The organism is Devosia ureilytica, from assembly GCF_024273195.1.
Lineage (GTDB): Bacteria > Pseudomonadota > Alphaproteobacteria > Rhizobiales > Devosiaceae > Devosia > Devosia ureilytica.
This window is the reverse complement of record NZ_JAMZCU010000004.1, coordinates 325,704-350,613: the sequence shown is the minus strand read 5'-3', so window position 1 is coordinate 350,613 and position 24,910 is coordinate 325,704. Positions and strand designations below refer to the sequence as shown.

The following is a 24,910-nucleotide window of genomic DNA, read 5'->3' as shown; positions in this document are numbered from 1 at the left end:
ACTGGTTCAACGCATCACGGCCAGGCTGCACCAGCCTGGCCGTGATGCGCTTGATCCTATAGGGGCTTCCTGATCCAGCGCGACAGCACACCGATAATGCCTTCGCGGAACAGCATGACGCTGACCACGAATATCGTGCCCTGAAGCACCGTCACCCAGGCGCCAAAGCTGGCGAAGTAATTCTGCATGGTGACGATCACCGCCGCACCGACCAATGGCCCGAAAATTGTGCCCATGCCCCCCAGGAGGGTCATCAGCACCACCTCGCCTGACATGGTCCAGTAAACGTCGGTGAGCGAGGCGAGCTGGAACACCAGTGCCTTGGTCGAACCGGCCAGGCCGGCGAGCGTTGCCGACATGACGAAAACGGCCAGCTTGTAGCGGTTGACCTTGTAACCCAGTGAAATCGAGCGGGGCTCGTTGTCGCGAATGGCCTTGAGTACCTGTCCAAACGGCGAGTGGATAATGCGGTAGATCGCCAGAAGGCCGCCAAAGACAATGGCCAGCACGACGAAATAGAGCGTCGTGTCATTGGCCAACGAGATCATGCCGAAGAGGCTGCCGCGCGGCACGGCCTGGATGCCATCTTCGCCGCCGGTAAAGGGCGCCTGGAGGGCAAAGAAGAACACCATCTGCGCAAAGGCCAGCGTGACCATGGCGAAATATATGCCCTGGCGGCGGATGGCGAGGGCACCAATGATGAGGCCAAGGAAGGCCGCGGCAATGGTGCCCAGGAGGATCGCAACTTCAGGTGTCAGCCCCCAGACCTTGGCGGCATGGGCGGTGACATAGCTGGCCGAGCCGAAAAAGGCGGCGTGACCGAACGAAAGCAGCCCGCCGAAACCCAGCAGCAGGTTCAGCGCCGAGGCAAAGAGCGCAAAGCACAGGATCTTCATGATGAAGACCGGATAGAGCACGAATGGCGCGATCAGGAGCAGCACCAGAAGGCCTGCAAAGATCGCGATATGATGGCGCGGCGTGCCGATGGGCATGGTCGCAGCGGCACTGACGGAGGGTGTGTTCGCGGTCACGCTCATCTCACGCGGTCCTTCCAAACAGGCCGGCCGGCTTGACCAGCAGCACTATGGCCATGATGACAAAGATCGCGACGGACGAGGCCTCGGGATAAAACACCTTGGTCAGCCCCTCGACGATACCGAGGCCGAAACCGGTGAGGATGGCGCCCAGGATCGAGCCCATGCCGCCGATGACGACGACGGCGAAAACGACAATGATCAGATCAGCGCCCATGTTCGGATTGACCGAATAAATCGGCGCGGCGAGGACGCCGGCAAAGGCGGCTAAAGCGACGCCAAATCCGTAGGTTAGCGTGATCATGCGGGGGACGTTGATGCCGAAAGCGCCGACCAGCGTGGGGTTTTCGGTGGCGGCGCGGAGATAGGCGCCAAGCCTTGTGCGCTCGATGGCGAACCAGGTGCCGAAGCAGACGACGAGCGAGGCGAGCACCACCCAGCCGCGATAATTGGGCAGGAACATGAAGCCCAGGTTCTGCCCGCCGCTCAGTTGTGCGGGGATGGCATAGGGCAGGCCCGACACGCCAAAGCCGTTGCGGAACAAGCCCTGGATGACAAGCGCCAGACCAAAGGTCAGCAGCAGGCCGTAGAGATGGTCGAGGTGATAAAGCCTTGAAATCATTAATCGTTCTATGACGACGCCGCTGGCGCCGACGACCAGTGGGACAATAATGAGGGCGCCCCAATAGGGGATGCCGAGCCATGTCAGCGCCATCCAGGCCACGAATGCGCCCATCATATATTGGGCGCCGTGGCTGAAATTAATGATGTTGAGCAGGCCGAAAATGACCGCCAGGCCCAGGCTGAGCAGGGCGTAGAAGGAGCCGTTGATCAGGCCCAGCAGCAGCTGGCCGAACAGGGCCTGTGGGGGAATTCCCAGGAGCTCGAACATGTTTTGTCTTTCGCCAACCAGTGCGGGAGGTGCCCCGGCCAGCGGCCGGGACACCGATCATGAATGGACTATGAACTACTCGACGAGAGCACAGCCGCCGTCTTCAAGCGGACGGAAGGCGATCTCGGCAGGAATGGTGGCGAGGAGCTTGTAATAGTCCCAGTCACCGGTGGATTCAGCCGGCGACTTGACCTGGAACAGGTACATGTCGTGGATGTGCCGGCCATCGGCGCGCAATTCGCCTTCACCGAAGACCGGGTCCGACGACGGGTTGGACTTCATCCAGTCCATGACGCCCTCGGTTGCCTTGTCGCCAGACGCTTCCACGCCCTTGAGGTAGTGGGTGACCGCCGAATAGACGCCGGCATGCACCATGGTGGGCTTGGAGCCGCCCATCTCAGCCGAGAAACGCTCCGACCAGGCGCGGGTGTCGTCATTGAGATCCCAGTAGAAGGCCTCGGTCAGCACCAGGCCCTGAGCGGTTTCCAGACCTAGCGCATGCACGTCGGTGATGAAGATCAGCAGCCCGGCAAGGGCCTGACCAGCCTGGGTGATGCCGAATTCGGCCGCCTGCTTGATCGAATTGACGGTGTCGCCACCAGCATTGGCAAGGCCGATCACGTCAGCGCCGGAAGCCTGAGCCTGCAGCAGGAAGGACGAGAAATCGGTGCCGGGGAAGGGGTGGCGAACCGAACCAACGACGGTGCCGCCCGAAGCCTCGACCACCTTGGTGGTGTTTTCTTCGAGCGAATGACCAAAAGCGTAGTCGGCGGTCAGGAAATACCAGTTCTTGTAGCCGTTATCGACCATGGCCTTGCCGGTGCCATTGGCCAGCGCATAGGTGTCATAAGTCCAGTGGGCCGTGCCCGGGGCACACTGCGCGCCGGTCAGATCCGTCGAGGCGGCACCCGAGTTGAGGAAGATCTTGCCCTTCTCGCGGGTGATTTCGTTGACGGCGAGCGCCGCCGAAGAGGTCGGAACGTCCACGATGACATCGACGCCTTCCTCGTCATACCACTGGCGGGCAATGGTCGAGGCGACGTCGGGCTTGTTCTGGTGATCGGCGGAAATGACTTCGACATTGATGCCCTTGGCGGCAGCGTCGAAATCCTCGATGGCCATGCGGGCCGCGACCACCGAGCCTTCGCCCGACAGGTCGGCATAGATGCCGGAGCGGTCGTTGAGGACGCCCAGCTTGACGTCGACGGCCATGGCCGACCCGGCCATCAGCATGGCGGCAAGACCCGCCAGAGTTGCTGTCTTGAAGTTCATTGGTTTCTCCTCCTTATCGGCCCTCTCCCGGACCGGTTTCGTTACACACCCAGATAGGCGTGCAGCTTTCCCAGATTGTTCTGGATTTCTGTGTTGGGGATCATGTCGATGACCCGGCCCTGTTCGACCACGTAGTGGCGGTCCGCGACCGAGGCGGCGAAATGAAAGTTCTGTTCGACGAGGACGATGGTGAAGCCCTGCTGTTTGAGGCTCGCCAGGGTCCGGCCGATCTGCTGCACGATGACCGGAGCCAGGCCCTCGGTGGGTTCGTCCAGCAGCAGGAATTTGGAACCCGTACGCAGGATGCGGGCGATCGCCAGCATCTGCTGCTCGCCGCCGGAAAGCTTGGTGCCCTGGCTGGCGAGGCGTTCACGCAGATTGGGAAACATGGTCAGCACATCGTCGCGGCTGAGCCCGCCCGGCTTGATGACCGGGGGCAGCATCAGGTTCTCGTCCACCGATAGTGAAGCGAAAATGCCCCGCTCTTCCGGGCAGAATGCAATACCGGCCTTGGCAATGGCCCGGGCTGGCAGGTTGATGAGCTCGCGGCCCTCGAACTGGACCGAGCCGGTGCGCTTGGCGATGAGGCCCATGATGGCGCGCAGGGTCGTGGTCTTGCCTGCGCCATTGCGACCGAGCAGGGTAACGACCTCGCCCGGCGCGACATCGAAATTGACGCCATGCAAAATGTGGCTTTCGTCATACCAGGCCTGAAGGTCGCGGACGGCGAGAGCGGCGGCGGTGTCGATCTTGCGGGCAGCTTCAGCCATGACCGGCTCCGATATAGGCTTCGATGACGCGGGGGTCCTTGGAGACGGCTTCGTAGGGCCCTTCGGCCAGCACTTCGCCACGGGCAAGCACGGTGATCTTGTCCGAGAGATCTGCAACGACTGAAAGATTGTGCTCGACCATCAGAATGGTGCGTTTGGCCGCGATGCGGCGGATCAGCGCCGAAATGCGGCTGACATCTTCCTGCGCCATGCCGGCCATGGGCTCGTCGAGCAGCAGCATTTCCGGTTCGAGGGCGAGGGTGGTGGCAATCTCGAGCGCTCGCTTGCGCCCATAGCTCAATTCTCCGGCCGTCTCGCCGATGAATTCGGTCAACCCGACCTCTTCGACGCGCTCGCGCGCTTCCTCGTCATAGGCATTGAGCACCTTCTGGTTGCGCCAGAAATCAAAGCTGTCGCCGCGACGACGCTGCAGGGCAATGCGGACGTTTTCGAGAACGCTCATACGGGGGAAAACAGCCGAAATCTGAAAGGAGCGCACGACGCCCAGCCGGGCGATGGCCGCTGGGGCAAGGCCGGTGATGTCGCGGCCATTGAAGCTGATATTGCCGGCGCTGGGCTGCAAGAACTTGGTGAGAAGGTTGAAGCAGGTGGTCTTGCCCGCGCCATTGGGGCCGATCAGTGCGTGAATAGTACCGCGCTCGACGTCCAGATCGACGCCATTGACGGCAGTAAAACCGGAAAAGCGCTTGGTCAGTTTGCGGGCCGAGAGAATGATATCGGGCGAACTCATTTGGCGGTCCAGCCTCCGTCAATGGAAATGGTCGAGCCGGTGATGGAGCGGGCCCAATCGGAGCAGAGATAGGCCGCCATTTCGGCGATCTCCTCGGGCTGTACAAATTGCTTGGTGGGCTGGGGCGCGAGGATGACCTGGCGCACGACCTCTTCTTCGCTGAGGCCATGCACCCGCGCCTGATCGGCAACCTGTTTGGCCACAAGCGGGGTCCACACATAGCCCGGGCAGATGGCGTTGACGGTAACGCCCTTTTCCGCGGCTTCCAGTGCCACGGTCTTGGTCAGGCCGACCACGGCATGCTTGGTGGCGACATAAGCGGACTTGAACGGCGAGGCCCGCAAGCCATGAGCCGAAGCAATATTGATGATGCGGCCCCAGCCGCGCTGGGCCATGCCCGGCAGGGTGGCGCGAATGGTGTGGAAGGCGCTGTCGAGGCTGACGGCCACAATGCGGTGCCAGTCATCCTCGGCAAAATCTTCGATGGGCGCGACCTTCTGGATACCGGCATTGTTGACCAGTACATCCACGCGCCCGAAATGCCCGATCACCTGTCCAGCCAGGTCGCGACTGGCCGCAGCGTCCGACAGATCGGCCTGGAAATAAGCCACGCGGCCGGCGCCAATGGCCTGCAGGTCAGCGACAAGACCAGTGACGGTTTCGGCGGGCTCAAAGCTGTTGAGCGCCACGTCATAGTTCATTTGGGCATATTTTTGCGCGATCGCGAGGCCAATGCCGCTCGTCGATCCCGTCACCAGCGCAACGCGCTTTGACTCGACCACTTACTCTCCACCCTGTCATCGGCCTTTTGGCCTGATTGTTGGGGGAGAACTTGCACGAAGCGTGCCAGTGCTGGATTTACTGGGGTTTTGGGGCGAGAGGGGCTGGTGGTTGGGGCTGAGATGTCTGGATAGTCGGACGGTGTGTGGTGATAGTGTCCGGGTTTGCGGACGGCTGGGTGTCGGTACATCCGTCNCCTGATTGTTGGGGGAGAACTTGCACGAAGCGTGCCAGTGCTGGATTTACTGGGGTTTTGGGGCGAGAGGGGCTGGTGGTTGGGGCTGAGATGTCTGGATAGTCGGACGGTGTGTGGTGATAGTGTCCGGGTTTGCGGACGGCTGGGTGTCGGTACATCCGTCCTCAGTGTGTTGGGAGGCCACGACACCCCCACCCCAGCTCTGCTAGGGCCTGACGGCCAAGCGCCGCTACGTAGCCAGTCAGGCTTAGCCTTCCTGGCCTTCGCCTCTCAAATCGCTCCACTGGAGCGATTTGCCCTTCGGGACGCAGCGAAGCCCTCAAGGGGGAGGGAGGTAGGGTCCTGCGTTTGTGTCCATCGCCTCCCTCCCCCTTGAGGGGAGGGATTGAGGGAGGGGGTGTCGGGGTATCGACTAGCTCGGAGCTTTGGGAGGCCACGACACCCCCACCCCAGCTCTGCTAAGGCCTGACGGCCTAGCGCCGCGACCCTCCCCACAAGGGGGAGGGAGGTAGGGTCCAGCGTTTGTGTCCAACGCCTACCAACCCCTTGAGGGGGGGGATTGAGGGAGGGGGTGTCGGGGTCTCGACTAGCTCGGAGCTTTGGGAGGCCACGACACCCCCACCCCAGCTCTGCTAAGGCCTGACGGCCTAGCGCCGCTACCCTCCCCTCAAGGGGGAGGGAGGTAGGGCGCCGCGCTAATCCAGCCCGTGGCGCTTTAATTTCTCGTAGAATTGCGAGCGGGAGACGCCGAGGCGGCGGGCGGCGGCGGTTTTGGAGCCGTCTTCGGTGGCGAGCGCTTCGACGAGGGCGGAGCGTTCGGCGGCGGCGATGCGTTCGGAGAGGTCGCCGCTGATTGGCGGGGTGGGGTCGGTATTGGCGCTGCGTGGCAGGGAGCGGGCGACGAGGCCGACATCAATCAGCTCTGAAGGGGCCATGGCGGCGGCGCGTTCGAGCACATTGCGCAATTCGCGCACATTGCCCGGCCAGCGATAGCGGGTCAGCTGCGCGATGGCCTCGGGGGTGATGACCCAGCCATGCTGGTCGCGGGGCCGCGGAATGGTTTCGAGCAGAGCCTCGGCGATCAGCCCGATATCGTCCAGGCGGTCGCGCAGGGGCGGCACGTGAATGGCCAGCACGGCGATGCGATAGTAAAGATCGGCGCGGAAACTCTTGTCCTCGATCTTTTGTTCGAGCGGCTGCGAGGTGGCGGCGATGATGCGGACATCCACCTTCTTGACCGTGTTGGAGCCGAGCGGTTCAAACTCGCCTTCCTGCAGGGCACGCAGCAGCTTGGCCTGCAAGGCTGCGGGCATGTCGCCGATTTCATCGAGAAACAGCGTGCCGCCATGGGCCAGCTCGAACTTGCCTTTTCGCGGCTTACGGTCGGCGCCGGTGAATGCCCCGGGCGCCACGCCGAAGAATTCAGCTTCGAGCAACGCCTCCGGGATGGCCGCGACATTGACGGCGACGAAGGGACCGTCGGCGCGATCGGACTGCTGGTGGATGGCGTGCGCGAGCAGTTCCTTGCCGGTGCCGGTTTCGCCCAGGATGAGCGCGGCGCCGTCGCGCAAGGCGTAGCGGCGCACCATGGTCTTGAGGTCGCGCACGACTTCGGAGGCGCCGACAAAGCTCGAGAGCGAATATTTGGCCTGGCGCTCGCGGGTGAGGGCGGCCTGGGCGCGACTGAGCTGGCGCTGCATGGTCTCGAATTTTTCGAGAATGGGCGCCAGATAGTCGATCTCCTCGTAAAAGACGAAGCCGACCGCGCCCTGGATTTCGCCATGCTCATTGCGCAGCGGCAATCGACAGACAACGAATTGCTTGTCATCGAACGCCATGATGTCGATCAGGATTGGCCGGCCCGTCTCGACTACCCGGCGCAGCAGGGAATGGGGAATGACCTGTTCCACCGGCTGGCCGACAAAGGCGGCATCGGGCGCAATGCCCAGGAGCTCGCAATAGCGGTCATCGATCCAGGTGATCCGCGCATTGGCATCAACGGTGATGGCGCCCTTGAAACTCTCGCCCAGAGAATTGAAGGCGCCGAGGACCGTGGCGACGGATTTGGGAACACTGGGCTTGTGGGACATTGCGGTCCTGGTCATCGGGTCATTTCAGGCGGACGCTCGCTTAGCCCGGCATCGAACTCAGATGCGATAGCAGCTCCGCCACATTGTGGGCATTGTACTTCTTGAGCAACCGGGCGCGATAGCTCTCGACTGTTCGCGGCGAGATGTCGAGCGTGCGGGCAATCTCCTTGGAAGTTCGCCCTTCGCCCAGGTGCATGACAATCTGGCGCTCGCGGCCCGAAAGGTTAAGCACATTGCGCGTCTCCGACAGGTCGGCAAAGCTCCAGACGGCCCGGCGCAGGGGATCATCGTCCCGGGTGAGCGAATGGCCGCGCACCCGGCACCAGAAGAGGCTACCATTCTTGCGTGCCATGATGCGCTCGTCCGAATAGCGATTGGTGCGCTTGAGCGGTTCGACGCCGACATCGCGAATGCGCTCGAACTCCTCGATCGAGGGGTAGAGAATGGCGAAGGATTGCTCCAGAAGTTCCGCCACGCCATAGCCGAACATGTCGGCAAAAGCCGGGTTGCAACTCTTGATGACGCGGCTTTCGGTCACCACCAGCCCGATCGGCGCATTGTGGAAGGCGAGGACGCTGAGGTCTGTTGGATCGGTCATATGGTGTGTTTCTACGGTATTGTCCGTCCGCTAAAGGCCTGGGGATAATAGCCACCAATTCGCTCCGCGCCAGTCAAAGCCGGAATCGGCACGCCGGAGTGATCAGGAGGAGGGACGTGTTGCGCGCATGACGCCGCCCCACGATTCCCTGCAAGAGCGATTACGGATCGGCAGGGCGCCTGATAGCCATTGCCGCCGCTTGAGGGAGGACTTGAGATGAAATCCATATTGGCCGCACTGGCATTGTCGACGGCGCTGACGGGCGTCGCCTTCGCGCAGGATGCAGCGCGCATTGCCCTGTTGCACGGCCTTTCCGGCTCGCCGCTGGAGGCCTATTCCAAGCAGACCCACACCGGCTTCGAGCTGGGTCTCGAATATGCCACGGGCGGCACCATGATGGTCAAGGGCAAGCCCATCGAGCTGATCATCAAGGACACCCAGTTCAAGCCCGACATTGCCCGCGCCCTGCTGGCCGAAGCCTATGGCGACGATGATGCACTGATCGCGGTGGGCGATACCTCCTCGGGCGTGGCGCTGTCGATGTTGCCGGTGGCCGAGGAGTATGAGCGCATCCTCCTGGTCGAACCGGCGGTGGCCGACGGGCTGACGGGTCCGGATTCCAACCGCTATGTGTTCAAGACCTCGCGCAATTCCTCCATGGACATGCAGGCCCAGGCGCTGGCGCTCGCTCCCGACGAAAACCTTTATGTGGCGACCCTGGCGCAGGACTATGCCTTTGGCCGCGATGGCGTGGCGGCATTCAAGAGCGCACTCGAAGGCACCGGCGCAAATCTTGTGGCGGAAGAGTATGTGCCCCAGCAGACAACCGACTTCACCGCCACCATCGAGCGCTTGTTCAATGCGCTCAAGGATCAGCCGGGCCGCAAGGTCATCATGATCTATGTGGCGGGCATCGATGCCATGACCCCGCTCGCCTCCGCCGATCCGTCGCGCTTCGATATCGAGCTTTCGACCGGCGGCAATATCCTGCCCGCGCTGGCCGCCTACAAGCAGGTGCCGGGCATGGAAGGGGCGATCTATTATTACTACGAAGCCCCGGACAACGAAGTGAACGACTGGCTGGTGGAAGAGCACATGGCGCGCTTCGGCACGCCACCGGACTTCTTCACCGCCGGCGGCATGGCCTCGGCCATGGCTGTGGTCAAGGCGCTGGAAACCGCCCCGGATTGGGAAACCGAAACGCTGATCGAGACCATGGAGGGGATGACGTTCGATACCCCCAAGGGTGAGATGACCTTCCGGCCCGAGGACCATCAGGCGCTTCAGGACATGTATCACTTCAAGATCAAGGTCGAGGACGGCGTCGATTGGGCTATTCCCGAGCTGGTCCGCGTCATCAAGGCCGATGAGATGGATATTCCCGTCGGCCGCAATAATCAGGAATAGTTGCAAGCAGCGACTTTCAGAACGCGTTCGGCGGGTCCCTCCTGCCTGCCGGACGCATCATTCCCCGGATATGCCGTGACCACAAAGCCCTCCATTCGCACCGAAAATCTGACCATCCGCTTTGGTGGCCATGCCGCGGTGAACAATGTCACCTGCGCCTTTCATCCGGGCGAATTGACGGTGATCGTCGGCCCCAATGGCGCCGGCAAGACGACATGGTTCAACCTGGTCTCCGGGCAATTGCGGCCCAGCGAAGGCCGGGTCGTGCTGGGCGAGCGCGACATCACGGCGCTTTCGCCCTCAGGCCGAGCCAGGGCCGGAATTGGCCGCGCCTTCCAGCTGACGACGCTGTTTCCCAAGCTCAGTGTTTTCGAGAATGTCCGGCTGGCCGTGCAGGCGCGGGCGGGGCAGGGGCATCGACTGTTCATCAAGGCGGCGAAGCTCCCCGGTCTCGCCGACAAGGCCATGCATTTTCTGGAGCAAACCAATCTCGCTTCGGTCGCCGACCTGCCCGCAGCGGCGCTGCCGCATGGCGACCAGCGCAAGCTCGAAGTGGCCATGCTGCTGGCGATGGAGCCTGACATTTTCATGTTTGACGAACCGACCGCCGGCATGTCGGTCGATGAGGCGCCGGTGATCCTCGACCTGATTGCGCGGATCAAAGAGGACAAGGCGCGGACCGTGTTGCTGGTGGAGCACAAGATGGACGTGGTGCGGGCGCTGGCCGACCGGATCGTGGTGCTGCACAATGGCGAGCTGGTGACCGATGGCGAGCCGGCCGAGGTGATGGCGCTCGACCTTGTGCGCGAAATCTATCTCGGCGTTGGCGCCGACGAGGTGGCGTGATGGCCCCCATCCTGCGGCTGGACGATGTCCATACCAACATCGCGCAATATCAGATCCTGCATGGCGTCAGCCTCGATGTGCCCGAGGGCGGGGTCCACGTGATCCTCGGGCGCAATGGCGCGGGAAAGACGACGACCCTGCGCACCATCATGGGCCTGTGGAAGGCGCGCGAGGGTTCGATCCAGTTTCGCGGGCAGGATATTACCCGGCTCAGCACCCCCGATATTGCCCGCCTCGGCATCGCCTTCGTGCCCGAAAACATGGGCATTTTCGGTGGGCTGACGGTCGAGGAGAATATGCGCCTTGCGACCCATGACGGCAGTTTCGACGCCGCGCGACTGGCGCGCATCCATGCCATTTTTCCGGCCATTGCCCAGTTCTGGCAAAAGCCGGCGCATGCGCTGTCGGGCGGGCAGAAGCAGATGCTCGCTGTCTCCCGCGCCATTATCGAAAAGCGTGACCTGATCCTGATTGACGAGCCGACAAAGGGGCTGGCGCCCGCCATCATCCGCAACATGATTGCCGCCTTCCGCGAGATTGCCGCGGAAACAACAATCCTTTTGGTCGAGCAGAATTTCCACTTCGCCAAGGCCCTCGGCCAGACAGTCGCCGTCATTGATGATGGCCGTATCGTGCATCGCGGCACCATGGCCGAACTGGCCGGTGACGCAGACTTGCAGAGCCGGTTCCTGAGCCTGTCGCTGGAGGCCCATTGAGGACGCCATGACCCTAAACACAGCTTCTCTCCCGGCCCGGATCAGGGCCGATATTGACCGCTTCGGCGGCGTACTCTGGCTGCCCGTGTTACTCGCGGTCATTGCGCTGCTGCTGATTGGTCAGCCCTCAACCTGGGCGACGCTGACCATCGCCGGCCTTGCCATGGGGATGATGATCTTCCTCATGGCCTCGGGGCTGTCGCTGATCTTCGGGCTGATGGACGTGCTCAATTTCGGACATTCCGCCTTTGTGACGGCAGGGGCGTTTATCGGCGCAACGGTGCTGGCCTGGCTTGGTTTCTGGGTCACGGGCGGCAATCCCGCGCTCAACCTGGCGGGGCTGCTCCTGGCCATTGCCGCCGCGACCATATTCGGCGCGCTGGCCGGCTGGTTTTTCGAGCGGGTGGTGATCCGCCCGGTCTATCAGGATCACCTTCGGCAAATCCTCATCACCGTCGGCGCGTTGATCGTGGCCGAAGAACTGGTGCTGCTGATCTGGGGCGGCGCGCCCATCCCGGTGCCGCGCCCGGCCGTGCTGACCGGCTCGATTGTCTTTGCCGGCGTCTCGGTCGAAATCTACCGCATCTTCGCGTTCTTGCTCGGCATCCTCGTCTATGTGGCCATGCATCTGGTGCTCAACCGCACGCGGCTTGGCCTGCTCATTCGCGCGGGGGTGGAAAACCGCGAAATGGTCGAGGCGCTCGGCTTCCGGGTCGACCGGCTGTTCATCCTTGTCTTCATGGCCGGTTCGGCGCTGGCCGCCATGGGTGGCGCCATGTGGGCGGGCTATCAGGGCCTGATCACGGCTGCGCTCGGCTCGGAAATGATGATCCTCGTGTTCATCGTCGTCATCATTGGCGGGCTCGGGTCGATCCAGGGGTCGCTGCTGGGGGCAATTTTGGTGGGTCTGATGGCCAATTACGTGGCCTTTCTGGTGCCCAAAATGGCACTGGCATCCAACATGCTACTGATGATGGCCATTCTGTTGTGGCGGCCCTATGGGCTGCTCCCGGCTGTGAAGCGGTGAGGCGAACATGACCATGGCTCATCAGCATGCCGCAGCGGCAAAGACGCAACGCCCCAGCCTGACAAAAACCCAGAACTGGCCCGGTCGATTGGTGGTCTATGGCGCCGTCGCCCTGATCGGACTGGCGCTGGCCTTCGCCCCCTTCCTTTTTCCTGACGTGCGCAGCCAGGAAGTGGCAGCCCGCATCTGCGTCTTCATCGTCCTGGTGGCCAGCTATGACCTGCTGATCGGCTATACGGGCATCGTCTCCTTTGCCCACACCATGTTCTTTGGCCTGGGCGCCTATGGCACGGCGATGGCGCTCAAAACCATGGGGCCGGGCTTCGAGGCCATCCTGCTTGGCGGTGGCGCCGGGGTCGTGGCGGCGCTGCTGCTGGCGCTGCTGATCGGCCTGCTGTCGCTGCGGGTGAAGGCAATTTTCTTTGCCATGGTCACCCTGTCCGCAGCCTCGGTGATGATGGTGCTTGCCAGCCAACTCTCGGATTTCACCGGCGGCGAGGATGGCATCACCTATTCCATCCCCAAGCTCTTTTCCCCGGCGACCGAACTGCTGACCGACGCAGACGGCAAAGCGCTGCGGGTGTTCGGCGTGGCGCTCAATGGCAAGCTGGCGCTCTACTATTTCGTCTTTTTGAGCGCGCTGGCGCTATTCTTGACCATGACCCGTATCGTTGCCTCGCCGCTGGGGTCGGTGCTCAAGGCCATCCGCGAAAACGAAATGCGCGCCGAGGCCATCGGCTATCGCGTGGTGTTCTATCGAACGACCATTTTCTGTATCGCCGCCATCATGGCCGCCTCTGCGGGGATCCTGCGAGCCGTGTGGCTCAAATATACCGGGCCCGAAGTGGTGCTCTCGTTCGATATCATGATCGACATCCTGCTCATGGTGGTGATCGGCGGCATGGGCACCATGCTTGGCGCGGTCATAGGCGTCGCCTTGATGACGCTGGCGCAATATTACCTCAAGGACCTGATGGCCCTGGGTGCCGAAGCGACGGCGAACCTGCCGGTGGTGCCCGACCTGCTCAACCCCGAGCGCTGGCTGCTGTGGCTGGGGCTTGGCTTCATCCTGCTGGTCTATTTCTTCCCCTCGGGCATTGCCGGAACCCTGATGGGCAAGGGGGGCTCGAAATGACTGCGCCACGCTCTACCTTTCTCGACGCCGCTGGCTTTGAGATGCATGTCACCGCATGGGGTGATCCGGGCAATCCGGCGCTGGTGATGTGGCATGGACTGGCGCGCACCGGGCGCGACTTCGACGAGGCTGCCAGCGCGCTATCAAGCGACTACTTCGTGCTCTGCCCCGATACGCTGGGACGGGGGCTATCGGCCTGGGCCCGTCGCGGTGCCGCAGACTATACTTTTGCCACCTATGGCGACATGGCCCATTCCATGCTCGATCATTTCGGCATCGACCAGTTCGCCTGGGTCGGCACGTCCATGGGTGGGCTGCTCGGCATCACGCTGGCTGCCGGAGCACTGCGTGAGCGCATCTCTCACCTGGTCATCAATGATGTCGGGCCCGATATTCCGGTCAATAGCGCAAGGCGCATCGCCGACTATGTGGGCAACCCGCCCACCTTCGAGACGGTGGCCGATTATGAAGCCTGGCTACGCAAGACCTATGCGCCTTTCGGCAGCAATAGCGAGGCCTTCTGGCGGCGCATGACGGACACTTCGCTGCGCCGCACCGATACGGGCCTCGTCACGGTGCACTACGACCCCGCCATCGTGTCGCTGATGGGCGAGAACAAAGCCGATCTGGACGTATGGGACGCCTATGACGCGGTCACGGCGCAAACCCTGCTGATCCGGGGAGAGCATTCCGATGTGCTGCCGCCGACCGTGGCGAGCGCCATGCGGATGCGCGGGCCATGTCCCCGACTGGTGACCGTGCCCGATTGCGGGCATGCCCCGACGCTGGCCGATGATGCGCAGATCGACCTGCTGCGCACCTTCCTGGCGACCTGACTTTCCCTCGCCTGCGAAAGGGTGTGACAGTCAGCGACCGCCGGCCTGCAACAGGGCGTTGGCAATCTCGACAAAGCCGAGACCGGCCGGGCTGCTGGTGATCCAGCGCGGCCGCTGGGGCAGGTCGCCAAGGATCGGGACGATATTGGCGACGCCGAAGGATTTGGCGACAAAACCGAACATTGGCGCGTCATTGCGGGAATCCCCGACAAAGGACACGTAGCGCGCCACGTCGCTGTCTTCGACGCCAAGGCGATGCAACACGCGGGCGCTCATCGCCTGCTTGTCATAATTGCCGATCCAGGTGTTGATATGCACCGAGCTGATGGCGACGGTGCCGCCAATGGCCCGGATGCGCGCGGCCAGGGCATCAACGTCGGCGCGATCATGCCCGACAATGTCCACGGCCACATCCGCCAGGCGCAGGTGCTGGTCATGGGCGAGGCGAAAGCGATCACCCAGAAGCGGCAGGACGGCAGCCATGTGCTGTGCCTGGCGCTGCCGCTGCACCGCTTCGTCTTCCCAGAACTCGCATTCCGCCCGGTTGCCCTTGGCGGTCATCACGAAGGCGCCGCTTTCGCCAATGGCGGCCACCACCGGCCAGGCCCGCACGATATGCTCGCACCAGCCTGCTGAGCCGCCTGTGACCGGCACGATGTCGATGCCGGCGTCATGCAGATCCCAGAGGGCCTGATAGGTCTGGGGCAGCAGACGGCCTTTGGTGGTCAGGGTGTCGTCGATATCGGTGAAGAGATATCGCACCCCACTCAGGTCATCCGGCGATGGGGCAGGGCCCTGAAACATCATGCCTGATCCTGATCGCAGAGGACGACATCGGTGTCCGCCTCGGCCAATGCCGCCGCGGCAATGCCATCGGCGGGGAGGCGGTCGGTGAAGAGCGCGGTGATGCCGCTGAAGGGGACGACCCGCACCGAAGCGTCGCGCGTCCACTTGCTGACATCGGCCGCCAGAAACTGCACGCGCGAATTGGCGATCAAGGTCGAGGTCGTCTGGGCTTCCGAATAGCTGAAGTCCAGAATGCCTTTTTGCGGATCAAGCGCGCCGGCGCCGATGACGGCGTAGGAGGCATAGAATTTCTCGAAGAACTGCAGGCTGTCCGAGCCGACAACGTCCCGGTCATTGTGGCGCAGGAGGCCTCCGGTCATATGGACCTCGACTTGCGGCGCATCGCACAGCATCAGCGCCACATCGATATTGTTGGTAACGACGCGCAGCCCCTTGTGGCCGCGCAGGGCCTCGGCGACGAATTGCACCGTGCTGCCGATACCCATGAAGACGGTGGAGCCAGGCTCGATGGCGGCAGCGATCCGCCCGGCAATGCGCCGCTTGGCAGCGCTGTTGAGGGCGGCACGGGCATTGATCGAGATATTGCGGCTTTCCACCGGCGCATCGACGCCACCGTGAAAGCGGCGCGCATAGCCAAGATCGCAAAGCGCATTGATGTCGCGACGAATGGTCTGAGTGGTCACGCTGTAGCGGGCGGCCAACTGCTCGATATATTGAGCACCTTCAGCCTCAATCAGCGCCAGAATGTCGTGTTGCCGGCCCGACAGCATGTCTTGCCCCATGATGCCCCCACTATCCGAGGAAGAGCTTCGGATTGTCGGTAATGACCCCGCCAAGCCCCGCGCCCCAGAAGGACACCAGCTGCACCGGATCGTTGCAGGTCCAGGCACGCACCTTGATGCCGCGCTTGGTGGTTTCTTCCAGCATGCCGATGCTGAGAGCCTTGAAATGCATGTGGATGGTGGTGGCCGGAATGGCCGCCAGTTGCTCGGCCCAATCCTCGGGCGGACGCCCCCACAGCATGGCCATTTCCAGGTCCGGTTCGAGCTTGTGCATGGCCGTCAGGGCGGCCGGGTCAAAACTCGAGATCATGATCTTGGTGCCAGGCGCGCGATGGGAAATATCGGCCTGAACGGCCTCCACCAGCTGGTCGAGCGACTTGTGGTGCTTATGCTGCTTGATCTCGACATTGGCGCTGAGGCCCAGTTCACCAAGCGCGACAAGGGTCTCGGCCAGCGTCGGGATGCGTTCACCGGCAAAGCGCGGGTCAAACCAGCTGCCCGCGTCAAAGCTGGCGATCTGTTCGCCGGTCAGTTCGCCAAGCGAGCCGGAGCCTGAGCTGGTGCGATCCACGCTGTCGTCATGAATGACGATCAGCTTGCCATCCATGCTGAGCGCGACATCGAGCTCCACCCATTTGGCGCCCTGTTCTGCCGCCGTGCGAAAGGCCGCGATGGTGTTCTCGGGCGCAAGCGCCGAGGCGCCCCGGTGAGCCTGGATCTCTTCCCCTGTGGGGCCAATGGATGGTACAAGTGTCATGACGCGTCTTTGTGTGAAGGTTGCAGGCCCTTAGGCTGATTTTGCTACAGATTTGCGACAGCAGTGTCGGTTCTGCGCCCGGTCTGGGCATTGAATGGGTGTATGTCGGCAACGCGGGCATGAAGGGTCACCGCCGAGCCTTCGGCGATGTTCGGCCGGCCCGGAACGCTGAGCACGACAGACTGCCCGGAACTGTCCAGCCGGACGTGCAGATGGCTTTCGCCGCCAATCGGTTCGAGCAGTTCGACCGTGCCCTGCATGCTCAGCGAAATGCCCTCCTGCGGGGTGAGGAACAGAACATCGGGACGAATGCCGATGATGTCGGTCCCGGCGGGCAGGCCATCAAGTCCCCGCCGGTTGCTCAGCGAGGCGACATCGATCAGGTTCATTGGCGGCGAGCCGATAAAGCCGGCAACAAACAGCGTGGCCGGGTGGTCATAGACCTCGGTGGGGGTGCCGATCTGCTCGACGAGACCGGCATTCATCACCACGAGCCGGTCGGCCAGGGTCATGGCTTCGAGCTGGTCGTGGGTCACGTAAAGGCTGGTGGTCTTGAGGCGACGCTGCAGCTTGCGGATTTCCACGCGCATCTGCACGCGCAGCTTGGCGTCGAGATTGGAGAGTGGTTCGTCAAAGAGGAATGCCGCGGGTTCGCGCACGATGGCACGGCCCATGGCGACGCGCTGGCGCTGGCCGCCGGAAAGCTGGCGCGGCTTGCGATCGAGCAGCGGCCCGATTTCGAGAATATCGGCGGCCTCCTGCACCCGGCGGTCGATTTCGGCCCGCGGCGTGCCCCGGTTCTTGAGGCCGTATTCGAGATTTCCTCGCACGCTCATATGCGGATAGAGCGCGTAATTCTGGAACACCATGGCGATATCGCGCTCGGCCGGTTCGGCTTTGACGACGTCGCGGCCGCCGATTTCGAGGCGCCCCGAGGTGACGGTTTCAAGCCCGGCCACCATGCGCAGCAGGGTGGATTTGCCGCAGCCCGAGGGGCCGACGAGGACGATCAGCTCGCCATCGGCCACCTTGAGGTTGACGCCTTTGACGGCCGGGACATTGCCATAGTTCTTCTTGAGATCGATGAGATCGATGGTGGCCATGACTTATTTCTCCGTATCCACGAGGCCTTTGACGAACAGGCGCTGCATGAAGATGACGACAAGGACGGGGGGCAGCATGGCCAGGATCACCGAGGCCATGACGAGGTTCCACAAGGGTTCGGAATCGGCCGTCGCGGCGAGGCGCTTGATGCCCATGACGACGGTGTAATATTTGCTGTCGGTGGTGACGAGCAGCGGCCAGAGGTACTGCACCCAACCGTAGATAAAGAGGATAACGAAGAGCGCCGCGATATTGGTGCGCGAGAGCGGCAGGAGGATATCGCGGAAGAATTTCATCGGCCCGGCACCATCCACACGCGCCGCCTCCATCAATTCGTCGGGGACGGTGAGGAAGAACTGGCGGAACAGGAAGGTCGCCGTTGCCGAAGCGATCAGCGGCAGGGTGAGGCCCACATAGGAATTGAGCAGCCCCAGATTGGCCACCACCGCGAAGGTCGGGATGATGCGAACCTCGACCGGCAGCATCAGCGTGATGAAGATGATCCAGAAGGCGAGAAGCCGGAACGGAAACTTGAAAAAGACGATGGCATAGGCCGAGAGCAGCGAGATGGCGATCTTGCCCACGGCGATGATGATGGCGATGATCGTCGAATTCATCAGCATGATCGACACGGGCGGGGCACCGGCGGTCGAAATGCCCTGAGTGAGCATGCGACCGTAGTTTTCCAGCATGTGCGGACCGGGCAAAAGGGGCACGAGCCCGCGCATGAAGTCGCCGCTGCCATGGGTGGAAGCGATGAAGGCAAGATAGACCGGGAAGACGACGACAACGACGCCAGCGATCAGGACAAGATGGGTCAGAAAGCTGAGCCAGGGGCGATTTTCGACCATTCTCTGGGCTCCTCAGTACTGAACTCGCCGCTCGATAAAGCGGAACTGGATGGCGGTTAGGGCGATGACGATCAGCATCAGGACGACCGATTGGGCGGCAGAGGAGCCGATGTTGAGGCCGAGGAACCCGTCGGCATACACCTTGTAGACCAGGATATTGGTGGCCTGGTTCGGTCCGCCATTGGTGGTGGCGTCGATCAGGCCAAAGGTGTCGAACATGGCGTAGTTGATGTTGACGATCAGGAGGAAGAAGGTCGTCGGCGACAGGAGCGGGAAGACGATGGTCCAGAACCGCTTGAAGGGCCCCGCGCCGTCAATGGCCGCGGCCTCGTTGAGCGATTGCGGCACCGATTGCAGCCCGGCCACGAAAAACAGGAAATTGTAGGAAATCTGCTTCCAGCTGGCGGCGATGACCACCAGGATCATGGCCTGATTGCCATCGACCCGGTGGTTCCAGCTGATGCCGAGGCCCCGCAACAGGTAGGGCGCAATGCCGATGGTGGGATTGAACATGAACCACCACAGGATGCCCACGACGACCGGGGCCACCGCGTAGGGCCAGACCAGGAGCGTTGTATAGGCGCGATTGGATTTGATGACCCGGTTGACCGCGACAGCCAGCAGCAGCGACAGGCTCATCGAGAGCAATGTCACCGACACCGCGAAGATGCCGGTCTTGGTCAGCGAATTGAGATAACCCGGCTCGGAAAACAGCCGCGTGTAGTTTTCGAACCAGATGAAGGTGGTGCGGAAGCCGAACGGGTCTTCGCGCTCGAAGGATGATTTGACCGCCTGGGCGGCCGGCCAGATGAAAAAGACCAGCGTTACGGCCAATTGCGGCGCCAGCAGCGCATAAGGCAGGAACTTGTTCGGAAAAATAGTGCGCTTGGTTTGCATGGGCCGATAACTCCCCCAAAGTCAGGTCCAGAAGGACCGGACGGCCGCCGGCCGCCCGGTTGGTTCACCCCGGCCAGGAGAGGCCGGGATGAACCTGGGAGGTTCAGCTATTGGCGGCTTCGAAGTCGCGCAGGATCTGGTTGCCGCGTTCGACGGCGGCGTCCAGGGCTTCCTGAGCGGTCTTGCTGCCCGAGAGCAGGGCTTCGAATTCTTCATCCACCACGGTGCGGGCCTGGGTCAGATTGCCGAAGCGGATACCCTTGGAATTGGCCGAGGGCGTGCCGCGGGTAATCTGGTTGATGGCAATGTCAGAACCCGGATTGGCTTCGTAATAGCCCTGCTCCTTGCCCAGGTCATAGGCGGCATTGGTGATCGGCAGGTAGCCGGTCGCCTGGTGCCACTGTGCCTGCACTTCGGGGCTGGACAGATAGGTGAAGAACTGAGCAACGCCCTTGTAAACTGCGGGGTCCTTGCCGTTGAGCGCCCAGAGCGTTGCGCCGCCGATGATCGAATTCTTCGGATCGGTGGTCACATCGTCATAATAGGGCAGGGGCGCGAAGCCGACTTCAAACTCCTTGGAATTGTTGATCACGCCTGCGCGCGACGCCGAGGAGTTCATGTAGATGGCGCATTCCTGTGCGTAGAATTTGGGCGGAGCATCGCCGCCGCCCACCGGGCCGCCATATTCGAACAGGCCTTCGTCGGCCCAGTTCTTGAGGTTTTCCCAATGCTTGACCTGCACCGGGCCATTAAACGTGAACTCGGTGCCGAGGCCCCCAAAGCCGTTTTCCAGCGTGCCATAGGGCTGATCGTGGATGGCCGAGAGGTTTTCCAGCTGCACCCAGGAAATCCAGCCCGAGGTGAAGCCACAGGGCGCAGCGCCCGATTCCATGATCTGTCGGCTCATGGTCTCGAGTTCTGCCCAGGTCTTGGGTGGGGTTTCGGGGTCGAGGCCGGCTTTTTCGAACACGTCCTTGTTGTAATACATGATCGGGGTGGACGAGTTGAACGGCATGGACAGGATGTTGCCGTCCGTATCGGAATAATAGCCGGTAACCGGGGCGAGGAATGCGCTCGGATCCCACGGCTCGCCATTGTCGGCCATGAGCTTGTAGACAGGGTTTACCGCACCCTCGGCAGCCATCATCGTGCCCGTGCCCACCTCGAACACCTGCACGATGGCGGGCTGTTCATTGGCGCGGAAGGCGGCGATGGCGGCGGTCAGGGTCTCGGGATAGGTTCCCTTGTAGCTGGGCACCACGACGAATTCGTCCTGGCTGTCATTGAAGCCCTGGGCAATCGCCTCCAGGCGCTGACCCAATTCGGCATCCATGGCGTGCCACCATGCGATCTCGGTCTGGGCCATGGCCGGCGTCGCCGACAACATGGCGGCCAGCCCAACGGACAAACACAAAGTGTTCTTGGACATGCTCACTCCCTTGTTTTTATGCCGGAGCCTCCCCGCCCCGAACTGGCGCAGACGGTAGCACCGGGTAGGGGCATTGCAACCGAAAAATGTTCATTTGAACATTTGAGGGCTTTGTGCCGTCGGGCGCGCTCACGATATCTGCCTGAAATGCAATGGAATTTGGCGACTTGAGGTGTTGTTTTCAACATTCGTTTGAATCAGTTGTGCAAACCATGCTCATGTGAACATCATTGGTGCTTGCGTCGTGCACACGAGTGCAGCCGGGGAGGCTCATGTATTTCATTATCGTCCAGCTGGTGGCCGCCATTGTCCTGCTGCTCTGGGCCGTGCGCATGGTGCGAACCGCCGTGGAGCGGGCCTATGCCGCCGAGCTCAAGCGCACCCTGGGTCGTGCCGAGCGCAGCCGATTTGGAGCGGCCGCCATCGGCATGGCGCTGGCGATTGCGCTGCAAAGCTCGACCGCCGTGGCGGCGCTGGCTGCAAATTTTGCGGGGGGCGGGTTGATATCGGTCGCGACGGGGTTGGCGCTGATGCTGGGCGCCTATCTTGGCTCTGCCTTCGTCGCCAGCATCCTCTCGTTCGACCTGTCGCTGTTCACCGCGCCGCTGATCATTATTGGCGGGCTGCTGTTCCTGCGCGGCAATGAGCGGCGCACCAAGCAGGTGGGGCGCATGGTCCTGGGTATCGCCTTTGTGCTGCTTTCGCTCGAAATGGTGTCTGAAGCGACCGCCCCCTGGCGCGACAGCGATGTGCTGGGCGTGGTGGTGGGGTATCTGCGCGGAGACCTCTGGACCAGTTTCGCCGTGGCGGCGCTGATCACCTGGCTGTCCTATTCATCTGTCGCCAGCGTGCTGGTGATCATTACCTTCGGCACGGCCGGGCTGATCCCCATCGAGATCGCCGCGGCCTTCCTGCTCGGCGCCAATCTGGGCGGAACGCTGATCGCCTTCGGCATGACTCGGGGGGGCGATGTGCGGGCCCGACGCATTGCCGCCGGTGCGCTGGTGATGCGCGGCGGCGCGGCGCTGCTTTGCCTGATCCTGCTGCAAGTGTCCCAGATCCACCAGTCGGGCCTGCCAGGAACGGTGGGGCAGCAGGCAAGCCTGTTGCACATCCTGTTCAATCTCGGCGTATTGCTGGCCGGCCTGCCGCTGGTGCGGGTGATCGAGCGGCTGATGGCCATGATCATCAAGGATCTGCCGCTCCCTGGCCAATCCGACATCGCCCGCCTGCGCCGGACGGCGCTGGTGGCGGACCCACAGGGCAATATCGATGCCTCACTGGCCAGCGCCACGCGCGAACTGTTGCGCATGAGCGAAATGGTCGAGGTGATGCTTCAGCCGGTGATGGAAATTGTCCGCTCCGGCGACAAGGCCGCCATCCGCCGGGTCAAGGACCTGGAGCCGGAAGTGGACGGCGCTAACCGGGCGATCAAGCTGTTCCTGACCCGGCTCAACTGGGACAATATGGATGCGGACCAAGCCCGCAGGGCATCGGACCTCAGCACCTTTGCCATCAGCCTGGAACAGGCAGGCGATATCGTGGCGCGGCAATTGCTGCGCGTCGCAGACCAGAAGTCGGAGCGGCGTATCGCCTTTTCTGCGCAAGGCTGGCAGGAACTGACCGACCTGCACGCGCGGGTGCTCGCCAATATGCAATTGGCCCTCAACGTGCTGGTCTCGGAAGACGCTGAATCGGCCCGCCAGCTGGTGGCCGAAAAGGACGAGGTGGGCCTGATGGAACGGGCCAGCATGGAAAAACACTTCGCCCGCCTGCGCTCGGGCGACCCCAACAGCTTCGAGACCAGCGAATTGCACCTTGAAACCATGCATGCGCTGCGTCGCATCAATTCGCTATTGACCGGCATTGCCTATTCGATCCTGAGCGAACAGGGCGAATTGTTGCCAACCAAGCTGGTGGCGGACAAGCTCTAGGACCAATGGGTTCTGGAGCGGAGGTCTTTGGCATAATCGCAGCTGATGACCGCTTCTGCTGTGCAGAAGCAGGCGGCAATGACCATACCGCTAAAATTGCATGCGCTGGGGTCAGGACCCATTGAGGATCGTAGGGCAGGTTGATCTCTCGTCGGCAGAGCGAGGGCGCAAATGGCCAAGTCATGGTTGGAATGGGTTGCGGGCATGGGCGATGTCAGTTGGGATCGCAGGATGCATCCCGCACCCGATATTCCGCCTTTGCAGCCCACCGATTTCGATCCCCTGACGGGCACTTTGAACTGGGTCAAATTCACCGAAGTCCTCGAGGCGACGCGGTCTCAATCGGCCGGTGCCTTGCTGGTTGTGGATCTCGATGACCGCTCAAGCGCCATCGACATGATCGCGACAGAACACGGCGCCGATGTGCTCCCGTGGCTGGCGCAGGCGATCCGTCAGGCGGTCAGGGCCGATGACCTGGTGTCGCATCTGCATGGATACCGGTTTGCCGTGCTGTTGCGCGGAGCAGCCCCGGAGGTGGCCACTTCGGTCGCGGATCGCGTCCGCGAATCGGTTGAGGACACGATGTTCACGACCGTCGCCGGCGCTGCACGGCTGGGCGTCGCCATCGGTGGCGTGATTTTTGACTCTTCAGGGTCGCGCGAAGGCGATCTGGTCCAATCCGCGGCCGCCAATCTCGATGCCGCACAGTCCACCGCCAGCCAGGTCAAGATCCGGTAACCCTCCATCTGCCGGTCGTTCAGGCGCGGAATTGTGCAAATGCGCAATTTGTTCGCTCCCGTCTTGACTCTTTGATGCAATCGATTTCATCATTTGTGGGATCGGTCCCACAAGAGGCCGACGGGGAGGACACGGGCGGTATGGTCACCATCACCGACGTTTCAAAACGAGCCGGCGTTTCGCGCTCCACCGTTTCGCGGGTGGTGGCGGGCAATGGCTATGTGTCCGAAAGCAAGCGCAAGGCCATCGAGGGCGCCATCGCCGATCTCGGCTATCGCCCCAATACCCTGGCGCAGGCGCTGCGCTCCAATCGCTCCAACCTCATCGGCGCCGTCATGGTCGACGTCGGCACGCCCTATTTTGCCAATATGATCTATGGCGTGCAGCGCGCCACACGTCCGGCCGGCAAGTCGCTGATCGTGTCGTCGGGCTATGCCGATCAGGACGAGGAAGCCCGCGCCGTCATCGAACTGGTCGACCGCTCCTGCGACGGTATCGTGGTCTATCTCGAACGGCCGATGCGCGAGGACGTGGTGGACATCGTACGCCAGGCACGTATCCCGGTGGTCTCGATCGGCCACAATCCCTTCCCGAACTCACGGGGCAGGGTGATCCTCAACAATTTCGATGGCGCCCGGGCCGCCATGAACCATCTTCTCGACGAGGGGCACCGCAAAATAGTGCACCTGTCCGGTCAGGCCGACTTCGGGGATACAGTGGCGCGCATGCAGGGTATTGCCGCGGCGCTGGCCGACCATGGCCTGACCCTCGAAGACATTCACATCGTCAACGGCATTTTCCATCAGGACTTCGGCTATGCCGCGACGACCGACCTGATCCGGTCGGGGCGCGAATTTACCGCCATCTTTGCCGGCGACGACGACATGGCCGCCGGTGTGCTGCTGGCCCTGCGTGATGCGGGGCTGCGCGTGCCCGAGGATGTGTCGGTCATGGGTTTCGACGATGCCTTTCACGCCAAGCACATGTGGCCGCCCCTGACCACTGTGCGGCAGCCCGTCGATACGCTGGGCGAGGTCGCTGCCTCGCTGCTGCTCAAGCTGCTCGGAGAACCCGGAACGGGTCCCTTGCAGTCCATAGTCGAAACCAGCCTCGTGGTCCGCTCGAGCGTCAGCGCACCACGACAGGAAAGGGAGGTTGCCTAACCGCTGCGCCGGCCAGCGCTGATACCGGGCCGGATAACAACAAGAAGGTGCATCGATTCCATGAGGAGTGTGGGATCGATCCCATAATGACTGATCCA

The 24,910-nt window shown here is 62.4% G+C and carries 24 protein-coding genes; 9 read left to right on the top strand and 15 right to left on the bottom strand.

The annotated features are described in order from the left end of the window. Window positions 1–56: 56 nt before the first annotated feature. The 8 genes from NIM87_RS13065 to NIM87_RS13030 all read right to left on the bottom strand — a co-directional run bounded on the left by NIM87_RS13065 (window position 57) and on the right by NIM87_RS13030 (window position 8,383). Complete coding sequence (locus NIM87_RS13065; protein WP_408640071.1) at window positions 57–1,037, bottom strand: branched-chain amino acid ABC transporter permease; 981 nt, start codon at window positions 1,035–1,037, stop codon at window positions 57–59. 1 nt (window position 1,038) lies between these two features. Further along, complete coding sequence (locus tag NIM87_RS13060; protein WP_254675126.1) at window positions 1,039–1,926, bottom strand: branched-chain amino acid ABC transporter permease; 888 nt, start codon at window positions 1,924–1,926, stop codon at window positions 1,039–1,041. Between the two features lie 75 nt (window positions 1,927–2,001). After that, entirely contained in the window at window positions 2,002–3,198 is a 1,197-nt protein-coding gene (locus NIM87_RS13055; protein ID WP_254675125.1) for an ABC transporter substrate-binding protein, read from the bottom strand. Between the two features lie 41 nt (window positions 3,199–3,239). Further along, window positions 3,240–3,968: an ABC transporter ATP-binding protein gene (locus NIM87_RS13050; protein ID WP_254675124.1), complete on the bottom strand. Its 729-nt coding sequence runs from the start codon at window positions 3,966–3,968 to the stop codon at window positions 3,240–3,242. Further along, a complete protein-coding gene (locus NIM87_RS13045; RefSeq protein ID WP_254675123.1) occupies window positions 3,961–4,719 on the bottom strand; it encodes an ABC transporter ATP-binding protein in 759 nt (252 codons plus the stop codon). Before NIM87_RS13045 ends, NIM87_RS13050 begins: the two co-directional genes overlap by 8 nt. Continuing rightward, complete coding sequence (locus NIM87_RS13040) at window positions 4,716–5,501, bottom strand: 3-hydroxybutyrate dehydrogenase (protein WP_254675122.1); 786 nt, start codon at window positions 5,499–5,501, stop codon at window positions 4,716–4,718. Before NIM87_RS13040 ends, NIM87_RS13045 begins: the two co-directional genes overlap by 4 nt. Before the next feature lie 889 nt (window positions 5,502–6,390). Beyond that, window positions 6,391–7,800 carry a sigma-54 interaction domain-containing protein gene (locus tag NIM87_RS13035; RefSeq protein ID WP_254675121.1) on the bottom strand — a complete coding sequence of 470 codons (1,410 nt, stop codon included), beginning with the start codon at window positions 7,798–7,800 and terminating at the stop codon, window positions 6,391–6,393. Window positions 7,801–7,825: 25 nt separating this feature from the next. After that, on the bottom strand, window positions 7,826–8,383 hold the full coding sequence (locus tag NIM87_RS13030) for a PAS and helix-turn-helix domain-containing protein (RefSeq protein ID WP_254675120.1): 558 nt from the start codon (window positions 8,381–8,383) through the stop codon (window positions 7,826–7,828). 216 nt (window positions 8,384–8,599) lie between these two features. Between NIM87_RS13030 and NIM87_RS13025 the strand changes: the two genes are divergently transcribed. The 6 genes from NIM87_RS13025 (at window position 8,600) to NIM87_RS13000 (ending at window position 14,350) form a co-directional block, all read left to right on the top strand. Beyond that, window positions 8,600–9,790, top strand: coding sequence for a substrate-binding domain-containing protein (locus tag NIM87_RS13025; protein WP_254675119.1), 1,191 nt, complete (start codon window positions 8,600–8,602; stop codon window positions 9,788–9,790). A gap of 75 nt (window positions 9,791–9,865) precedes the next feature. Beyond that, window positions 9,866–10,636 (top strand): ABC transporter ATP-binding protein, encoded by a 771-nt coding sequence (locus NIM87_RS13020; RefSeq protein WP_254675118.1) that lies wholly within the window; start codon window positions 9,866–9,868, stop codon window positions 10,634–10,636. Continuing rightward, window positions 10,636–11,352 (top strand): ABC transporter ATP-binding protein, encoded by a 717-nt coding sequence (locus NIM87_RS13015; protein WP_254675117.1) that lies wholly within the window; start codon window positions 10,636–10,638, stop codon window positions 11,350–11,352. Before NIM87_RS13020 ends, NIM87_RS13015 begins: the two co-directional genes overlap by 1 nt. Window positions 11,353–11,359: 7 nt before the next feature. Further along, on the top strand, window positions 11,360–12,379 hold the full coding sequence (locus tag NIM87_RS13010) for a branched-chain amino acid ABC transporter permease (protein ID WP_254675116.1): 1,020 nt from the start codon (window positions 11,360–11,362) through the stop codon (window positions 12,377–12,379). Window positions 12,380–12,386: 7 nt separating this feature from the next. Further along, the gene (locus NIM87_RS13005) at window positions 12,387–13,514 is read left to right on the top strand and encodes a branched-chain amino acid ABC transporter permease (RefSeq protein ID WP_254675115.1); all 1,128 of its coding nucleotides are present in this window, start codon (window positions 12,387–12,389) and stop codon (window positions 13,512–13,514) included. Continuing rightward, complete coding sequence (locus NIM87_RS13000) at window positions 13,511–14,350, top strand: alpha/beta fold hydrolase (RefSeq protein WP_254675114.1); 840 nt, start codon at window positions 13,511–13,513, stop codon at window positions 14,348–14,350. The genes NIM87_RS13005 and NIM87_RS13000 overlap by 4 nt, the downstream gene beginning before the upstream one ends. 30 nt (window positions 14,351–14,380) lie before the next feature. Here NIM87_RS13000 and NIM87_RS12995 read toward each other — a convergent pair whose 3' ends face one another. The 7 genes from NIM87_RS12995 to ugpB all read right to left on the bottom strand — a co-directional run bounded on the left by NIM87_RS12995 (window position 14,381) and on the right by ugpB (window position 20,977). Continuing rightward, window positions 14,381–15,157 (bottom strand): HAD family hydrolase, encoded by a 777-nt coding sequence (locus tag NIM87_RS12995; protein ID WP_254675113.1) that lies wholly within the window; start codon window positions 15,155–15,157, stop codon window positions 14,381–14,383. Next, window positions 15,154–15,939, bottom strand: coding sequence for a DeoR/GlpR family DNA-binding transcription regulator (locus NIM87_RS12990; protein ID WP_254675112.1), 786 nt, complete (start codon window positions 15,937–15,939; stop codon window positions 15,154–15,156). The genes NIM87_RS12995 and NIM87_RS12990 overlap by 4 nt, the downstream gene beginning before the upstream one ends. A gap of 10 nt (window positions 15,940–15,949) precedes the next feature. After that, a complete protein-coding gene (locus tag NIM87_RS12985) occupies window positions 15,950–16,696 on the bottom strand; it encodes a glycerophosphoryl diester phosphodiesterase (RefSeq protein WP_254675111.1) in 747 nt (248 codons plus the stop codon). A gap of 44 nt (window positions 16,697–16,740) precedes the next feature. Further along, window positions 16,741–17,799: a sn-glycerol-3-phosphate import ATP-binding protein UgpC gene (locus NIM87_RS12980; RefSeq protein ID WP_254675110.1), complete on the bottom strand. Its 1,059-nt coding sequence runs from the start codon at window positions 17,797–17,799 to the stop codon at window positions 16,741–16,743. Window positions 17,800–17,802: 3 nt separating this feature from the next. After that, window positions 17,803–18,651 carry a sn-glycerol-3-phosphate ABC transporter permease UgpE gene (gene ugpE, locus NIM87_RS12975; protein WP_254675109.1) on the bottom strand — a complete coding sequence of 283 codons (849 nt, stop codon included), beginning with the start codon at window positions 18,649–18,651 and terminating at the stop codon, window positions 17,803–17,805. 12 nt (window positions 18,652–18,663) lie between these two features. Continuing rightward, on the bottom strand, window positions 18,664–19,548 hold the full coding sequence (gene ugpA, locus NIM87_RS12970; RefSeq protein WP_254675108.1) for a sn-glycerol-3-phosphate ABC transporter permease UgpA: 885 nt from the start codon (window positions 19,546–19,548) through the stop codon (window positions 18,664–18,666). 103 nt (window positions 19,549–19,651) lie between these two features. Continuing rightward, entirely contained in the window at window positions 19,652–20,977 is a 1,326-nt protein-coding gene (gene ugpB, locus NIM87_RS12965) for a sn-glycerol-3-phosphate ABC transporter substrate-binding protein UgpB (RefSeq protein WP_254675107.1), read from the bottom strand. A gap of 272 nt (window positions 20,978–21,249) precedes the next feature. On the opposite strand from ugpB, the gene NIM87_RS12960 reads away from it, so the two are divergent. The 3 genes from NIM87_RS12960 (at window position 21,250) to NIM87_RS12950 (ending at window position 24,812) form a co-directional block, all read left to right on the top strand. Further along, a complete protein-coding gene (locus tag NIM87_RS12960) occupies window positions 21,250–22,911 on the top strand; it encodes a Na/Pi cotransporter family protein (protein ID WP_254675106.1) in 1,662 nt (553 codons plus the stop codon). A gap of 171 nt (window positions 22,912–23,082) precedes the next feature. Further along, window positions 23,083–23,649, top strand: a complete 567-nt coding sequence (locus NIM87_RS12955) for a GGDEF domain-containing protein (protein WP_254675105.1) — start codon at window positions 23,083–23,085, stop codon at window positions 23,647–23,649. 140 nt (window positions 23,650–23,789) lie between these two features. Next, complete coding sequence (locus NIM87_RS12950) at window positions 23,790–24,812, top strand: LacI family DNA-binding transcriptional regulator (protein ID WP_254675104.1); 1,023 nt, start codon at window positions 23,790–23,792, stop codon at window positions 24,810–24,812. The last annotated feature ends 98 nt before the right edge of the window (window positions 24,813–24,910 follow it).

Coding starts and splice junctions, on each gene's coding strand:
- NIM87_RS13065 (WP_408640071.1), bottom strand. CDS start 1,037: ATGAGCGTGACCGCGAACACACCCTCCGTCAGTGCCGCTGCGACCATG.
- NIM87_RS13060 (WP_254675126.1), bottom strand. CDS start 1,926: ATGTTCGAGCTCCTGGGAATTCCCCCACAGGCCCTGTTCGGCCAGCTG.
- NIM87_RS13055 (WP_254675125.1), bottom strand. CDS start 3,198: ATGAACTTCAAGACAGCAACTCTGGCGGGTCTTGCCGCCATGCTGATG.
- NIM87_RS13050 (WP_254675124.1), bottom strand. CDS start 3,968: ATGGCTGAAGCTGCCCGCAAGATCGACACCGCCGCCGCTCTCGCCGTC.
- NIM87_RS13045 (WP_254675123.1), bottom strand. CDS start 4,719: ATGAGTTCGCCCGATATCATTCTCTCGGCCCGCAAACTGACCAAGCGC.
- NIM87_RS13035 (WP_254675121.1), bottom strand. CDS start 7,800: ATGACCAGGACCGCAATGTCCCACAAGCCCAGTGTTCCCAAATCCGTC.
- NIM87_RS13030 (WP_254675120.1), bottom strand. CDS start 8,383: ATGACCGATCCAACAGACCTCAGCGTCCTCGCCTTCCACAATGCGCCG.
- NIM87_RS13025 (WP_254675119.1), top strand. CDS start 8,600: ATGAAATCCATATTGGCCGCACTGGCATTGTCGACGGCGCTGACGGGC.
- NIM87_RS13015 (WP_254675117.1), top strand. CDS start 10,636: ATGGCCCCCATCCTGCGGCTGGACGATGTCCATACCAACATCGCGCAA.
- NIM87_RS13010 (WP_254675116.1), top strand. CDS start 11,360: ATGACCCTAAACACAGCTTCTCTCCCGGCCCGGATCAGGGCCGATATT.
- NIM87_RS13005 (WP_254675115.1), top strand. CDS start 12,387: ATGACCATGGCTCATCAGCATGCCGCAGCGGCAAAGACGCAACGCCCC.
- NIM87_RS13000 (WP_254675114.1), top strand. CDS start 13,511: ATGACTGCGCCACGCTCTACCTTTCTCGACGCCGCTGGCTTTGAGATG.
- NIM87_RS12995 (WP_254675113.1), bottom strand. CDS start 15,157: ATGATGTTTCAGGGCCCTGCCCCATCGCCGGATGACCTGAGTGGGGTG.
- NIM87_RS12990 (WP_254675112.1), bottom strand. CDS start 15,939: ATGGGGCAAGACATGCTGTCGGGCCGGCAACACGACATTCTGGCGCTG.
- NIM87_RS12985 (WP_254675111.1), bottom strand. CDS start 16,696: ATGACACTTGTACCATCCATTGGCCCCACAGGGGAAGAGATCCAGGCT.
- NIM87_RS12980 (WP_254675110.1), bottom strand. CDS start 17,799: ATGGCCACCATCGATCTCATCGATCTCAAGAAGAACTATGGCAATGTC.
- ugpE (WP_254675109.1), bottom strand. CDS start 18,651: ATGGTCGAAAATCGCCCCTGGCTCAGCTTTCTGACCCATCTTGTCCTG.
- ugpA (WP_254675108.1), bottom strand. CDS start 19,548: ATGCAAACCAAGCGCACTATTTTTCCGAACAAGTTCCTGCCTTATGCG.
- ugpB (WP_254675107.1), bottom strand. CDS start 20,977: ATGTCCAAGAACACTTTGTGTTTGTCCGTTGGGCTGGCCGCCATGTTG.
- NIM87_RS12960 (WP_254675106.1), top strand. CDS start 21,250: ATGTATTTCATTATCGTCCAGCTGGTGGCCGCCATTGTCCTGCTGCTC.
- NIM87_RS12955 (WP_254675105.1), top strand. CDS start 23,083: ATGGCCAAGTCATGGTTGGAATGGGTTGCGGGCATGGGCGATGTCAGT.
- NIM87_RS12950 (WP_254675104.1), top strand. CDS start 23,790: ATGGTCACCATCACCGACGTTTCAAAACGAGCCGGCGTTTCGCGCTCC.